Source organism: Shimia sp. NS0008-38b, assembly GCF_040370365.1.
Lineage (GTDB): Bacteria > Pseudomonadota > Alphaproteobacteria > Rhodobacterales > Rhodobacteraceae > Shimia.
The window spans coordinates 939,830-953,691 of the sequence record NZ_BAABWQ010000002.1; the positions used below are offsets into that span (position 1 = coordinate 939,830).

The window sequence follows — 13,862 nt, forward strand, 5'->3', positions numbered from 1 at the left end:
CTGGACTTGCATTAATCGTGGTTATTAATAATATGTATGCACATAATTGACTGTCAATGGGGATTTTTATGCAGACCATCTGGGCCAAACAAGCACTTGTTGCTGATCAGTGGGCAAATGCAGTGACGGTCGAGATCGCCGAAGACGGTCGTATCCATCAGGTGAAAGCCGATACCGCGCCAACCGGCCTTCAAGTCGGCGCACTCCTTCCGTCCCCGGCCAATTTGCACTCTCACGCGTTCCAACGCGCGATGGCCGGGCTGTCTGAGCGGCAAGGCCCAAGCGGGCGAGATACATTCTGGACTTGGCGGGCGTTGATGTTTCGTTTTCTAGATGCCCTCACGCCGGACGATGTAGAGGCCATTGCCGCCTTCGTGCAGATGGAAATGCTCGAAGCTGGCTATGCAAGCGTGGGTGAGTTTCACTACCTGCATCATCAACCAGACGGGACCTCGTATGCCGACATCGCCGAGATGTCAGCGCGTATCGCGGCAGCAACAGAAACAAGTGGCATTGGGCTCACGATGTTGCCTGTTCTTTATATGCAGGGCGGTTGCGATGCCTCTGCACTGACACAGGGCCAAATCCGTTTTGGCAACGACATCGACCAGTTCGAAAAGCTGTATGCGCGCTCGGCTCAGATATTGGGCACGCTTCCCTCAGATACCCAGCTGGGTGTGGCTCCGCATTCTTTGCGCGCGGTGAGCCGGGAAAGCTTGGCCGCCGTGCTTGAACTCGCCCCGTCTCAACCGGTTCATATGCACCTTGCGGAACAGATCGCTGAGGTGGACGAAGTTGTGCATGCCTATGGGCAACGCCCCGTGGATTGGCTGCTGTCGCATCATGATGTGACTGAACGCTGGTGCCTGATCCACTGCACACAGATGACCGGACATGAAACCGTCAGCCTGGCACGGACCGGCGCGGTCGCTGGCCTGTGCCCGATCACCGAATCTAGCCTCGGCGACGGCATATTTGATGGGCGCAATTATCTCGACCAAAATGGCAGGTTCGGTATCGGATCCGATTCAAATATCAGGATCTCCCTGTCCGAAGAATTGCGGACGCTGGAATACTCCCAACGCCTGCGAGATTACGGCCGGGCCATTTTGGCCGCTGAGACCAAATCCACTGGGCGCAACCTCTATAGCAACGCGGTCGCTGGTGGGGCACAGGCATTGGGGCGCGCATCAGGCGGCATCATCGCAGACAATTGGGCAGATTTGGTGGCGCTGGATCTCGAAAGCGTTGACCTTGAAGGTCGGACCGGCGACGCCATTCTAGACAGCTTTATTTTCGCCGGAGACGACACATTGATCAGCGATGTCTGGTCTGCTGGTCGCCATATGGTGCACGATGGTAAACACATCCGACGCAATGCGATCGAACACATGTATCGCAAAACCATGCGCGGGTTGAGGGAGCGAATATGACCAGTATTGATACGAAGTCCTGGCGCGGCGTCCATGCCGAACTTCTTCGCAGGATAACGGAACGGGAATGGCTCCCGGGCGATGCCGTTCCAAACGAGACCGATCTGGCAACAGAATTGGGATGTGCTCGGACCACTGTGAACCGGGCGATGCGTGCATTAGCGGATGCAGGCTTTCTTGACAGGCGGCGGCGCGCAGGCACCCGCGTTGCAAGCCACCCCACAAGTAGGATTGTCCTTGATATCCCGATCATTCGCCTTGAAGTGGAGCAAAGAAACGCAGAATGGCGCCAAAGCTTGATCGCGCAAAAGCTCTGCACGCCCCCACCCATTGTCACGAGCCGCCTCGGACTGCCGACACATACAAAGATGCTGCACGTTCAAAACCTGCATTTCGCAGACAATCACCCGTTTCTGTTTGAAGACAGATGGTTGAACGTTGCCGCCCTGCCCGGCGTAGAGGAGGCTGATTTTGCCGCCGAAAGTCCCAATGAATGGCTGATACAGAACGCGCCTTATACAACCGGCGACATCTCTTTTTCGGCAATCAATGCAGACGCCGCTCTGGCGGAGCTGTTGGGTGGGGATGTTGGCGCAGCCTTATTTGCTGTCGACCGAATAACGTGGAATGGTGATGTGCCCATTACATCCGTGCGACTGTCCTACGCACCGGGCTATCGGATGAACTCAAAGATATGACGCCTAAATCTGTCAACAGGCTCCGTATCGGCATCGATGTCGGCGGCACCAACACCGATGCGGTTGTTATGGAGGGTCGCCAAGTGTTGGCAGCCGTTAAGGCACCGACCACATCCGATGTCACATCAGGAATCCAAGACGCATTAGAACGAGTCATCGCACAAGCCCAAGTCTCACATTCCCAAATCGGGCATGTGATGATCGGCACAACCCATTTCACCAACGCAATTGTTGAGCGTAAGAACCTTTCTGAGGTTGCTGCAATTCGCTTAGGTTTGCCTGCGGCGGCGTGCCTGCCACCCATGGTCGATTGGCCCACTGATTTGCGCGCGGCCATTGGTGGACATCGCTACATGCTAAAGGGTGGGTTCGAATATGACGGGCGTGTCCTTTCCGAATTGGACGTTGATGGTCTTGCCGAAATTGCGAATGACATCATTAAAAAGGGCATCGGTGCTGCTGCGATTACGTCAATTTTCGGCCCTGTAAATGACGATATGGAACGACGGGCGCGCGACATATTGCAGTCGCTTCTGCCCGGGTTGGACATCGTTTTGTCGAGCCAAATTGGACGCATCGGCCTTCTTGAGCGTGAAAGTGCGGCCATTATGAATGCTGCCCTGCTCGACTTGTCCAATAGCACCATCTCCGCATTTGAAGGGGCGATCTCGACAAGTGGCCTGACCTGCGGATTTTCCATCACCCAAAACGATGGCACTCTCATGGAAGCAGACATGGTGCGCCGCTACCCGGTCATGACCTTCGCCTCAGGCCCCACGAACTCTTTGCGTGGTGCTACGTTCCTGACCAATCTGCGAAATGCCATAGTTGTCGATGTCGGCGGGACAACATCCGATATTGGAATCCTGGCCGAAGGTTTCCCGCGGCAGGCCTCCAGTACCGTCGACATTGGCGGTGTACGTACCAACTTCCGAATGCCAGACATTCTTGCCATTGGGGTTGGTGGTGGATCAATTGTTGCAGAAGATGGCACACGAGTTGGACCCGTCTCGGTTGGCCACAAGATTGCGTCAGAGGCTATGGTTTTTGGGGGCACCGCCCTCACGGCGACAGATGTGGCCGTTGGGTCTGGAGTCACAAACATCGGTGCGCCATCGCGCGTCACCAACTTGCAACCAGACCTCCTGAAAACAGCTCTCCAAACGATACATCAACAGATCGAGCGTGGAGTCGACCGCTGCCGTGTCTCCGCAGATCCACTACCGGTCATCGCAGTGGGAGGTGGGGCGTTCCTCTTACCAGACCACCTTGGTGATCTTGAGGTTATCCGACCGGAAAACGCCAGTGTCGCCAATGCGGTTGGAGCCGCAATTGCTCAGGTTTCCGGCGAAGTTGATCGGATATTCAACCTTGAAGGAGCCACCAGAGAGACAGCGCTGGCGGCCGCCGAGGACGAAGCGCGCAACAGGGCAATCCAAGCGGGGGCGATCCCACAGTCAATTGAAGTGGTCGAACGCGAAGACGTGCCTTTGGCCTATCTGCCGGGCAATGCCACACGCATTCGAGTGCGTGTTGTTGGTGATATGGAGGGTCTGCTGTGACCAAAGATCGTTGGCAATTGGGCGAAGAGGATATTCTGGCACTGGAAATCGGTGCAGGCATTCTCGGCACTGGCGGTGGCGGCAATCCCTATCTGGTAAAACTGCGCGCGTTGGAAATTCTGCGGGCCGGTCACAAGATGGAAATCATATCCCTTGCGAGTCTGCGTGACGATGCAAAGATCGTGCCTTTAGGTGGCATTGGCGCGCCCATCGTCGGCATCGAAAGGATCAAAGAAGGGAGCGAAGGGGTTAGGGCCCTTCGAGCACTTGAGGCACATCTGGGTTTTCGCGCCGACGCATTGGCCTGTCAGGAAATTGGCGGGGCCAATTCAATGGAACCGCTGATCATCGCGGCTCAGGCGGGTATTCCGGTGGTGGATTGCGACGGCATGGGCCGTGCGTTCCCCGAAATGCAGATGACCACCTATTCGATCTATGGTCATTGCTCGACCCCATCAGCCATGGCTGATCCGCATGGAAACATTGTGGTCTTTGATCAAGCAATCACAGAAGTGTTTCATGAACGTATGGCGCGGGCTGTTGTGGTCGCGCAAGGCGGATCCTCGACTCTCGCCTTGGCCCCCATGAGCGGGGCGTTCACCAAACGCGCAGCGATCCCCAACAGCTATTCCAATGCGATTGCTTTGGGGCGCGCCATTCTTGACGCGCAGTCCGCTGGAGAGGACCCGGTGACTGCAGCGCGCGCATGTACGGGCGCAAAGCTTGCGTTTAAGGGTAAAATTACTGATTTGAAACGGGAGATCAGCGGTGGATTTGTGCGTGGTGGTCTGACCATCGAAGGTTTTGAAAACTGGCAAGGACAAACTGGCGATATCGAGCTCCAGAACGAATTTCTGGTCTTTCGGCGCAATGGGAAAACCGAAGTCATTGTACCTGATTTGGTGGTTGTTCTGGACGCGGATGATGGAACTCCACTCTCCACAGATATGCTGCGCTATGGTCAGCGGATCGCGGTTTTGTCGATCCCAGCGAATCCGCTGCTCAAGACACCGGAAGCGTTGGAGGTCATCGGCCCCAAGGCCTTTGGATACGCAACCAGCAGCTAGAGGGTCGCAATCTGCGGGCGACGGTTGCGCACTCCAAGCGCCTGCTCCAGCGCATGCCCGGCTCTTAGAACAAGCGTATCCTCGTCATGGCGGCCAATAATCTGCAAAGAGAGCGGCAACCCCTCATCAGAGAACCCGTGGCACATCGTCAGGGCAGGTCCACCCGTAAGGTTAAAAGGTCGCGTGAGATCAAGATTGGTCTTGCCCAGATCGGTGAACTCAAACCCGCGTGGTTGGGCCGGTTTCTTAAGCGTCGGCAAAATAAGAAGATCGATATCCTGCATAAGGTTTCGCAGTTCAGCGATGATCTCTTCACGGCGCAACAGCGCGGCGCGATATTCCGCGTCGCTATAAGACTGCCCGTCCTGCAGCCGCGACCGGGAAACCTCGGTCAGCCAATCGGGATGTGCTGCGAGGTCTTCGCGATACTGGCGATACTCCTCTGGCCATGAAATCGCTTTGGCCGTCGCGCAAAGAGCGTCGAAATCAGGCAGAACAACGTCGACACAGACTGCCCCCAAATCTATCAAGGCATCCACGGCCAAATCTGTTGCCGCCAGAATTTCTGGATCGACAACCGGATCATTTTCAAAGTAGCTCCGCGCCACACCAACCCGCAACCCGGCGATGGCCCCATCAAGGTTGCGCCAGCCCTCCTTGCAGGGCGCGCCGGTCATGCCAGAGAGCAAGATCGCACAATCCTCAACTGTCCAGGCCAGTGGTCCAACACAATCCATTGTCGGGGACAAAGGCAAGACACCGGCGGTGCTGACCATTCCATTGGTTGGCTTGAGGCCCGCGACTCCACACCATGCCGCAGGCGCACGAATGGAACCCGCCGTTTCGGTGCCAATCGCGCCGCCGCAAAGCCCGGCAGCAACGGCAACTGCACCCCCGCTAGAAGAGGACAAAGCGTCCTTCCCCAAATCCCAGGGGTTACAGGGCGGCGGCCAAGCGTGGTCCAGTTGCGTGCCGCCAACCGCATATTCGCTCATAGCCTGTTTGCCGAGGATAACCGCGCCAGCCTGTCTCAAAGAGACAACAACACCCGCGTCCTGAGCCGCAATCGCCTGCTTGCGGTGAACCGCCTGCGCCGTGGTCGGCACACCCATCACATCAATCATATCCTTGATCCCGATGGGAATACCATGAAGCGGTCCGCTCCAGTGTCCAGCGCGAATGGCGCCTTCGGCATTACGTGCCTCCAACAAAGCCGTATCCCCCATCACACAGTTGAAACTGTGTAGCGTGTCATCCAATCGCTGAATGCGATCCAGATAGGCCTGCGTGATATCTACCGGCGACAAATCCCCATCTCTGATGCACGAAGCAAGCTCAGCAATAGTCAACAAGGCGATGTCATCGCTCATGCCCGGCCCGCCTTCAAAGCCAGTTTCGCAACGTTGGCCAGCCAACTGATCGCAGGCCCCAAAACTTCATCATTGAAATCATATCCAGCGTTGTGAAGTTTGCCTTCCCCCACCACCGGACCATTGCCGATATGGATGTAGGCACCGGGACGCTGATCGACGAGAAACGCAAAATCGTCACCACCCATAAACGGCTTAATATCGCGGCTGACCGAGAGGCCCGCAGCGTAGGCCGCTTCCACCGCCAGATCGGAGTCTTCTGGCGTGTCACAAATCACCTTGCCCGTTGAATTGATCAGATAGTCGGCCTTCACACCAAAAGTAGCTGCGGTTCCTTCGATCACCTCACCCATTCGCGCGATCACCGCACGTCGCACATCTTCATTGAAAGTCCTCAGCGTCCCGACCAGTTCGGCACTATCGGGAATTTGGTTGCTGACCACGCCGCCTCTGACCATCGAAGAGGTGATCACAACGGTGTCCGCCGGATCGACATTGCGCGGAACAATAGAATTCAGCGCGACGATCAAATGCCCAATTGCCGTAATCGGATCGCGGGTCAGATGCGGTGCGGCGGCGTGACCGGCGACGCCTTGGAAAGAAACCCGCCAATCACCACCAGCAGCCATTGATGGCCCAACATGTATCGCGGCCGTGCCGGCGTCCCATCCGGGGATATTGTGCCACCCAAAGAGCCGTTCGGTTGGATAGCGATCAAACAGACCATCTGCGATCATCGCCTTCGCTCCCGTTCCGTTTTCTTCGGCGGGTTGAAAAATCAGATGGATGGTGCCCTGCCAGTCTTCTGCTGCATTCAAAACCGCCGCGACGCCAAGCAGTGCCGCGGTGTGCCCATCATGGCCGCAGCCGTGCATCACCCCATGGCGCGTTGACATGTGGTCAAAATCATTTGCTTCGACAATAGGCAGCGCGTCCATATCGCCCCGAAGCCCAACCGAGCGATTTGACCCCGGCCTGTGAAGCCGCGCAACGATGCCATGCCCGCCAATGCCGGTCTCATGCGCAATGCCCATTTCGGTGAGTTTACGACTGACAAAGGCCGCAGTTTGCGCCTCCTCGCCAGACAGTTCAGGATGGGCATGAAGATGCCGCCGCCAACAGGCAACCTCTTCAAGAAACCGAGGGTCGGTTGGGTGCAACATGTTATAAGACCTTAGAGAGAAACGCTTTTGTGCGAGGGTTTTGTGGGTCATCAAGCACATCATGAGGTGCGCCCTGTTCCACAATCGCACCCTGATCCATGAAGATCAGGTGATCTGCGACCTTACGCGCAAAACCGATTTCATGTGTCACCAACATCATTGTGATGCCGCATTTGGCCAAGTCCGTGATGACATCAAGAACTTCTCCCACCAGTTCTGGATCAAGCGCAGAAGTAGGTTCGTCAAAAAGCATAACCTCCGGCTCCATTGCCAGAGCACGTGCAATGGCGACCCTTTGCTGCTGCCCACCTGAGAGTTGGTTTGGATAGCGGTCCCCAAGCCCCGTCAGACCAACACGCTCAAGCAGTGCCGTGCCGCGCTCACTGGCTTCTTTGCTCTTTTGGCCTTTGACCTGAATCGGTCCTTCGGTGACATTCTCCAGCGCCATCTTATGCGGGAACAGGTTGAAGCCCTGAAAGACCATCCCGGTTCGGCGGCGTTGCCGCGCAACCTCGCGCGGCGGCAATGGGTGGAATTTGCCGTCTCGCTCCGTGTAGCCCTGCAGTTCGCCTTCCAAAAAGACTCGTCCGGCCGAGACAATTTCGAGCTGGTTGATGCACCGCAACAATGTCGATTTCCCGGAACCTGACGGCCCGATGGCGACACAGACGTCACCTTTTTTGATCGATAGGTCGACGCCCCGTAGGGCGTGAACGGAACCGTAGAATTTATGTATGCCTTGCAGGTCGACGGCGGGAGGTGTGTCCAAGCGCACCATTATGCTGCCCCCTGCCGGGAAGGAGCCACATCGTGTCCCTTGCCATAGTGACGTTCGAGATAGAATTGCCCAACCATGAGAATAGAGGTGATCGCGAGGTACCAGAAAGCCGCCACCATCAAGAGCGGGATCGGTTGATACAGCCGGTTCGCAATCGAGTTGCTGACGAACATCAGATCAAGCGTGAACGGCACGGCGAGGACAAGCGAGGTCATCTTGAGCATCCCGATCGTCTCATTTCCGGTTGGCGGGATAATGGTGCGCATGGCTTGGGGCATTAGTATGCGGGTCCAAATTTTGATGCCGGACATGCCAATAGCTTGCGCAGCTTCTGTCTGACCGCGATCTATGGCCCGAAAGCCAGCGCGGAAAATCTCGGTGAGATACGCGCTTTCGTTGAACCCCAAGCCCAACACAGCTGCAACGATCGGGGTCACGATCCATTTGGTTTCGAGCGATATCAACTCGGGCCCAAAGGGCACCGAAAGGGTGAGCTGCGGAAAAAGAACTGCGAAGAGCCCCCAAAAAAGCAACTGGGTGTAAATCGGCGTCCCCCTGAAAAACCATATCCAAAGCCAGGCAGCACCTCGCACAATCGGATTGTCGCTGTCGCGCATGATAACCAATGCAATTGCAATCGGAACAGCGACAGCCATCGCTGCGATGGTGAGGACAAGCGTCCACCCGATGCCCCTAAAGATCAGAGGGTCGAACAGAAACCGCGCAAAAGTATCCCAACGGAAGTTCGGGTTTGTGGCAATCTCGCTCGCAAATTGCAGAGTCAGTATGAGCAAGACAGCGGCGGCAATCCACCGTCCGACGTGGCGCCGGGGAACGATTTCATTCATCAACACACCGTGGCTATGCTCAAAGGAGGCGCTGTTGGAGCGCCTCCCATCTTGGTCTATTGCATTCGAGTCAGACACCTTAACGGTCCACCTTTGGATTGATCACCGCTGCAGGCACGGCCATCGAGGCGACACCCCAGTGGTCCAAAATGGCTCCGTAGGTGCCGTCGTCCATCAGTGCATTCATCGTGTCTGAGATCAGCTGGGTCAGCTCCAGATCATCCTTCGGAACCGCGATCCCGACCAAACCTGTGCCCCCGAGCGTCCCAACAGGCCTCATGGCTTCGACAGCACCGTCAGATTGCTTGGCCGCGTAGAAAACAGTCGCGCCGCCGGCGATAGCTGCATCGGCCCCACCAGCAGCAACGCGGGTCATGGCTTCGGTCTGAACACTGAAGGGGAGAATATTCAGCGCGTCTTTTCCGCTGGCAACACACGCTTCGCTTTCTTCTTTGACAATACCTTCATACCAGCTGCCGGTTTGAACCGCGATGACATCGCCACAAATGTCGGCTGGATCAAAACCGCGTGGATTTCCCGCGGCAACGGCCCATTCACTTCCGGCTTCGACGTAGTTCACAAAGTTGACCGTCTGCATGCGCTCATTGGTAATCGACATCGCAGAGACCCCAATGTCGTAGTTGGTACCAAGTGCCGGGAGGATCGACGAGAACTGCGCCGTACGTGACTCATAGCTGAGGCCCAGCTTCGCGGCCATCGCACTTGCCAGATCGATGTCGATACCTTCGGGAGTTTGCCCATCATCCCCTGCCAAATACTCCCAAGGAGCGAAGGCATTGTCTGATCCCGCGACCAGTACACCCGCCGCACGAATGTCGGCTGGCACACGCGCTGCGAGACCCGGATCCGCTTCGACACCTGTGGAATCATAGCCATCTGCAAGCACTGAGGTCGGCGCCAAAGCAATTGCCGAAAGCGCAAGCATTTTTCTGATTGTCGATTTATTCCTTGGCATGTTTTTCTCCATCTACCTGTTGGGCTGTTTGATGTTGGCTTCCTCCCAATTCTGACGCGGTCCACCCGCAACTGCGCAGAAATCGAACTAGTCCTTCATGGCATCTTCCACGCATGTAGAGACCGCATGCACCGGCTCGGGCGTGGATCGAAGTGCATCCAAGAAACGCGAAAGATCTTGTATGAGGTCGGGCGTGGCCTCCATGCCGACACTGAGACGCAGAACAAATTCCGATCCGCGCCATACGGTCGCAGTGCGAAGCCCTGTGAGGGATGACGGTGCCAGCAAGCTCTTGGTTCCACCCCAAGACGCCCCAATGGAGATAATCTCCAAGGAATCCAGCGCCTCAAACAGTTTTTCGGACGCCGCAGCGGTCAATTCGAAACCAAAAACGCCAGCGGAGCCTTTGAAATCCCGCTTCCAGATTTGATGCCCGGGATCGCTTGCAAGTTCGGGATGAAGGACCCGTTTCACCTCAGAGCGCTGCTCAAGCCAATTGGCAATCTCTATGGCCGAGCGCGATGCCTGCAAAAGCCGAACGGCAAGCGTTTCGATGCCGCGCATGACCATCACACAATCATCCGCACAGGCATTGATCCCCATGCGCCCCATAAAGGCCTTGAGCGAAACACCCAATGTGTCATCGCGAACCGTAACCGAACCCATGAGCACATCAGAATGGCCACTTATGTTTTTGCTGAGGGCTTCGACAACCACGTCTGCCCCGTGATCAAGTGGTCTGAAATTGAGTGGACCCGCCCAAGAATTGTCGCAGCCAACAAGGGCACCAGCAGCACGTGCCAAGGCCACTATGGCAGGAAAATCCTGCATCTCCATGGTGATTGAACCCGGTGATTCAAGCCAAATCAGGCGCGCGCCCTTGTCCAAATCGTCTTGTAGCGCTCTCAGGTCGGTCGGGTCGTAATATGCAACGCTGATGCCAAGCGCCACAAGCTCATGATCCGCGAAATCTCTCACTGGCCCGTACACCGTGTCAGGTAACAAAACCCTCTCACCAACACGCAAAAGATGCAGCATGATCGACGTGATTGCGGCCTGACCGGACGGTGCCAGTACGGTGCGGACACCGCCTTCTAAATCTGTGATCTTTTGCTCAAGATATCTATGTGTGGGAGTGCCGTAGAGACCATAAACATAGTCATCTGGACCACGGTCAAATCGATCAGCAAACTCTTTCGCGTTGGGATAGCGAATTGTTGTCGCACGATGCACTGGCACCGTCAGACTGTCGTAGCCCTCGGTGCGAACGGATACGTTTGATAGGCAACGCGTCATGTCTTCCACCCTGGCTTCTCCTGATCCGAAATCCCTTATGCGTATAAGGTTGACAACCAAAAGCCATGACGTCCAATATTAATGCAGTGCTATTCTATTCCTCATAGTTATAGGTTGAATATGGACGTTAGGCTTATCGAAGCGTTTCATGCCGTCATGACATACGGAACCACATCCCGCGCTGCGGAGGTTTTGGGCGTTTCGCAACCCGCAATTAGCAAATCCATTATGTCGCTTGAACGTTCGATTGGATTTCAGCTGTTTGACCGAGAGAAAGGCCGCATGGTTCCCTCAGCGGAAGGCCAGCTCTTCTATCGAGAGGTTGAGGTATCTTTGGCAAGCCTCGCAAAGCTTCGAAGTGCTGCGGCACGCATTCGGGACTTCGGATCCGGTGATCTGCGAATAGCCTGTCTTTCAGCTTTCAGCACCAATTTGGTTCCTAATGCGATTGGCGACTTCCATAAATCCAACCCAGATATCGCTGTTTCATTTTTTGTGCGCGGTTCGTCGGCAATTCGCGATATGGTCGCCGCAGGTCAGGTAGATCTTGCGATCACAGCTGATGAAATCGACACCACCGGGGTTGAGGCGGTTCCGTTTGCGACTGTTCAAGCCGCTCTGGCTGTAAATCCTGCCCATCCCCTCGCAAAAAAAGAAACCATCTCGATCCACGATCTCGATCAGCAAGCCTTTGTCGCATTGGCTCCCGAAGATACCACGCGCCGCGAAGCTGAGGCATTGTTCGCCCAGCATGATGTGCACCCCAAAATCGTGGTTGAGACGGCCTACTCGTCAACGATCTGTGCACTTGTGTTGGCTGGAACGGGCTGTGGGATCGTCGACCCGCTAACCGCCTCGGGCTATGTGGAGCGCGGGTTGATCCTTAAGCCGCTCACGGAAAGAATCCATTTCCGTACACTTATGATTTTCCCACCCAAAAAACGGACAAGAATGATCAATGCGATGGCGGATGCACTGGATCAAGAGTGGTTTCGGTTCAAAGCGAAACTTGGCCCCAAACCTACCGACGTTCCGTCTTAGACTTATCCGCGCGCTTGAGCCCAGTCCTGCCGTTGCGCAATGTGCCAAGACGCTGCGTTGGCACCCTGCATTGCGGATGTTCAGGTCATCCCGCGGCTGTTTGAGGCCGCTTGAACCTACGGCTATTCGACCGCAGCAAGCCGATCTTGGTAGACTTAGGCAACAGTCCCGCAAAACTGCCCCTATGAGTCCGCAGAGGACGCTTGAGGTCTTTCACGAACCCACCTCCCGGCCCCTTGGCCGGGGTTTCTTTTGGAGCGTTGCAACAAAAGTTAAAGCGCGGCCAGTTATAGCCGCACCTCCGCGCTACAGTCGCAATACCGACATGATACCGACGCGCCATAACATCCATCGATTGGGAAAGTTAACGCGGCGAGCGCTTTGCCAAAATGCGTTGCAACGTTCGCCGGTGCATGTTCAGGCGACGCGCCGTTTCACTGACATTGCGATCACACAATTCATAGACACGCTGAATGTGCTCCCACCGCACCCGATCCGCACTCATTGGGTTCTCAGGCGGCGGTGGCAATTCGTCTGGTGCACTCAAAAGCGCATTGGTGACATCCATCGCATCTGCAGGTTTGCTCAGGTAATCTGTCGCCCCGATCTTCACCGCAGCCACTGCGGTCGCAATGGCGCCGTAACCTGTCAACACCACAACCCGACTGTCAGCCCGCTTCTCACGAATGACTTCTACAACGTCTAATCCATTGCCATCGCCAAGCCGCAAATCCACAACTGCATAGGCCGGGGGACGTGCTGTAGCAATTGCCTGACCGGCAACAACTGATCCAGCAGTCTCCACCTCAAAGCCCCGTTTTTCCATGGCTTTTGCAAGCCGTTTCAAAAACGGCTCATCGTCGTCCACCAATAGAAGTGATTTGTCCGGCCCGATATCCGGCAGCTCTTTGTCCGCCATATGACTACATCCTCTGCCAATTTTCCTAGTACTAACGGCACAGCCTTTCGGGGTCAAACCTCCGGCGTGCTTACAGGTTGTCTACGAAGCATCCGACCCTTTGGGCCATATCTTCTGCGGAGACGTCGCGACGGAAATACTCCACGAACCCGTGCCCTGGCAGCGTGAGGTACGTGAACGTGGAGTGATCTACGAGGTAAAACTCGTCATCTCCATCTTCCGCAGCCTGCTTTTTGTAATAGGTCCGATAGGCCTGACTTGCTTTCTTCACCTGCTCATCAGACCCGGACAAACCGATCATACGAGGATGCAAGTAGTCGGTGTATTCTTTCATCACTTCTGGCGTATCACGCGCAGGGTCGATGGTGATGAATACCGGTGTCACAACCTCGCCATTTGCTTCAAGCAATTCAACCGCTTCCGCATTTCTCGTAGCATCCAACGGACATACATCAGGGCAATAGGTGTACCCAAAATAAATCAGCGACGGTTCGGTTAGAACATCCTTTTCCGTGACGGTTTTCCCGTCTTCGTCCACGAGTTCAAAGGGACCACCAATGGCCCCGGCACCGCCAGCAACTTGGCTGGCACGACATTGAGCAAATTGATCTCCATCGCTGTCGTCGCGTCCGACATACCACATGCCTGCCAAAGCAAAGATCGCTACAAAAACAGCCACTGAAGCCACCATACGGACCATGTCAAACCTCA

Annotated in this window: 13 protein-coding genes; 5 read left to right on the forward strand and 8 right to left on the reverse strand. The window is 55.7% G+C overall.

Annotation, left to right across the window (positions count from 1 at the left end; all coding sequences use genetic code 11):
• Window positions 1-68: 68 nt before the first annotated feature.
• The 4 genes from ABWV47_RS10680 to ABWV47_RS10695 are packed head-to-tail and all read left to right on the forward strand — an operon-like array spanning window position 69 to window position 4,760.
• The gene (locus ABWV47_RS10680; RefSeq protein WP_353311539.1) at window positions 69-1,433 is read left to right on the forward strand and encodes a formimidoylglutamate deiminase; all 1,365 of its coding nucleotides are present in this window, start codon (window positions 69-71) and stop codon (window positions 1,431-1,433) included.
• Window positions 1,430-2,131, forward strand: coding sequence for a histidine utilization transcriptional repressor HutC (gene hutC, locus ABWV47_RS10685; RefSeq protein WP_353311541.1), 702 nt, complete (start codon window positions 1,430-1,432; stop codon window positions 2,129-2,131). Before ABWV47_RS10680 ends, hutC begins: the two co-directional genes overlap by 4 nt.
• On the forward strand, window positions 2,128-3,693 hold the full coding sequence (locus tag ABWV47_RS10690) for a hydantoinase/oxoprolinase N-terminal domain-containing protein (protein WP_353311543.1): 1,566 nt from the start codon (window positions 2,128-2,130) through the stop codon (window positions 3,691-3,693). The genes hutC and ABWV47_RS10690 overlap by 4 nt, the downstream gene beginning before the upstream one ends.
• On the forward strand, window positions 3,690-4,760 hold the full coding sequence (locus tag ABWV47_RS10695) for an S-methyl thiohydantoin desulfurase family protein (protein WP_353311545.1): 1,071 nt from the start codon (window positions 3,690-3,692) through the stop codon (window positions 4,758-4,760). The genes ABWV47_RS10690 and ABWV47_RS10695 overlap by 4 nt, the downstream gene beginning before the upstream one ends.
• Here the strand turns inward: ABWV47_RS10695 and ABWV47_RS10700 are convergent.
• The 6 genes from ABWV47_RS10700 to ABWV47_RS10725 all read right to left on the reverse strand — a co-directional run bounded on the left by ABWV47_RS10700 (window position 4,757) and on the right by ABWV47_RS10725 (window position 11,191).
• Complete coding sequence (locus tag ABWV47_RS10700; RefSeq protein ID WP_353311547.1) at window positions 4,757-6,130, reverse strand: amidase; 1,374 nt, start codon at window positions 6,128-6,130, stop codon at window positions 4,757-4,759. The genes ABWV47_RS10695 and ABWV47_RS10700 overlap by 4 nt on opposite strands.
• Window positions 6,127-7,293, reverse strand: coding sequence for an amidohydrolase (locus ABWV47_RS10705; protein ID WP_353311549.1), 1,167 nt, complete (start codon window positions 7,291-7,293; stop codon window positions 6,127-6,129). Before ABWV47_RS10705 ends, ABWV47_RS10700 begins: the two co-directional genes overlap by 4 nt.
• A 1-nt stretch (window position 7,294) precedes the next feature.
• Complete coding sequence (locus ABWV47_RS10710; RefSeq protein WP_353311551.1) at window positions 7,295-8,071, reverse strand: amino acid ABC transporter ATP-binding protein; 777 nt, start codon at window positions 8,069-8,071, stop codon at window positions 7,295-7,297.
• Window positions 8,071-8,997 carry an amino acid ABC transporter permease gene (locus tag ABWV47_RS10715; protein ID WP_353311553.1) on the reverse strand — a complete coding sequence of 309 codons (927 nt, stop codon included), beginning with the start codon at window positions 8,995-8,997 and terminating at the stop codon, window positions 8,071-8,073. Before ABWV47_RS10715 ends, ABWV47_RS10710 begins: the two co-directional genes overlap by 1 nt.
• Before the next feature lies 1 nt (window position 8,998).
• A complete protein-coding gene (locus tag ABWV47_RS10720; protein ID WP_353311555.1) occupies window positions 8,999-9,895 on the reverse strand; it encodes a transporter substrate-binding domain-containing protein in 897 nt (298 codons plus the stop codon).
• Window positions 9,896-9,982: 87 nt separating this feature from the next.
• Complete coding sequence (locus ABWV47_RS10725) at window positions 9,983-11,191, reverse strand: trans-sulfuration enzyme family protein (RefSeq protein ID WP_353311557.1); 1,209 nt, start codon at window positions 11,189-11,191, stop codon at window positions 9,983-9,985.
• Window positions 11,192-11,311: 120 nt separating this feature from the next.
• Here ABWV47_RS10725 and ABWV47_RS10730 point away from each other — a divergent pair, with 120 nt between their 5' ends.
• The gene (locus tag ABWV47_RS10730; RefSeq protein ID WP_353311559.1) at window positions 11,312-12,232 is read left to right on the forward strand and encodes a LysR substrate-binding domain-containing protein; all 921 of its coding nucleotides are present in this window, start codon (window positions 11,312-11,314) and stop codon (window positions 12,230-12,232) included.
• 364 nt (window positions 12,233-12,596) lie between these two features.
• On the opposite strand, the gene ABWV47_RS10735 is transcribed toward ABWV47_RS10730, so the two are convergent.
• On the reverse strand, window positions 12,597-13,151 hold the full coding sequence (locus ABWV47_RS10735) for an ActR/PrrA/RegA family redox response regulator transcription factor (RefSeq protein ID WP_353311561.1): 555 nt from the start codon (window positions 13,149-13,151) through the stop codon (window positions 12,597-12,599).
• A gap of 70 nt (window positions 13,152-13,221) precedes the next feature.
• The gene (locus tag ABWV47_RS10740; RefSeq protein ID WP_502959699.1) at window positions 13,222-13,851 is read right to left on the reverse strand and encodes an SCO family protein; all 630 of its coding nucleotides are present in this window, start codon (window positions 13,849-13,851) and stop codon (window positions 13,222-13,224) included.
• Between the last annotated feature and the right edge of the window lie 11 nt (window positions 13,852-13,862).

What these genes read in the sequence shown, in the direction of transcription:
- ABWV47_RS10680 (WP_353311539.1), top strand. Translation starts at nt 69, where the DNA reads ATGCAGACCATCTGGGCCAAACAAGCACTTGTTGCTGATCAGTGGGCA.
- hutC (WP_353311541.1), top strand. Translation starts at nt 1,430, where the DNA reads ATGACCAGTATTGATACGAAGTCCTGGCGCGGCGTCCATGCCGAACTT.
- ABWV47_RS10690 (WP_353311543.1), top strand. Translation starts at nt 2,128, where the DNA reads ATGACGCCTAAATCTGTCAACAGGCTCCGTATCGGCATCGATGTCGGC.
- ABWV47_RS10700 (WP_353311547.1), bottom strand. Translation starts at nt 6,130, where the DNA reads ATGAGCGATGACATCGCCTTGTTGACTATTGCTGAGCTTGCTTCGTGC.
- ABWV47_RS10705 (WP_353311549.1), bottom strand. Translation starts at nt 7,293, where the DNA reads ATGTTGCACCCAACCGACCCTCGGTTTCTTGAAGAGGTTGCCTGTTGG.
- ABWV47_RS10710 (WP_353311551.1), bottom strand. Translation starts at nt 8,071, where the DNA reads ATGGTGCGCTTGGACACACCTCCCGCCGTCGACCTGCAAGGCATACAT.
- ABWV47_RS10720 (WP_353311555.1), bottom strand. Translation starts at nt 9,895, where the DNA reads ATGCCAAGGAATAAATCGACAATCAGAAAAATGCTTGCGCTTTCGGCA.
- ABWV47_RS10725 (WP_353311557.1), bottom strand. Translation starts at nt 11,191, where the DNA reads ATGACGCGTTGCCTATCAAACGTATCCGTTCGCACCGAGGGCTACGAC.
- ABWV47_RS10730 (WP_353311559.1), top strand. Translation starts at nt 11,312, where the DNA reads ATGGACGTTAGGCTTATCGAAGCGTTTCATGCCGTCATGACATACGGA.
- ABWV47_RS10735 (WP_353311561.1), bottom strand. Translation starts at nt 13,151, where the DNA reads ATGGCGGACAAAGAGCTGCCGGATATCGGGCCGGACAAATCACTTCTA.
- ABWV47_RS10740 (WP_502959699.1), bottom strand. Translation starts at nt 13,851, where the DNA reads ATGGTCCGTATGGTGGCTTCAGTGGCTGTTTTTGTAGCGATCTTTGCT.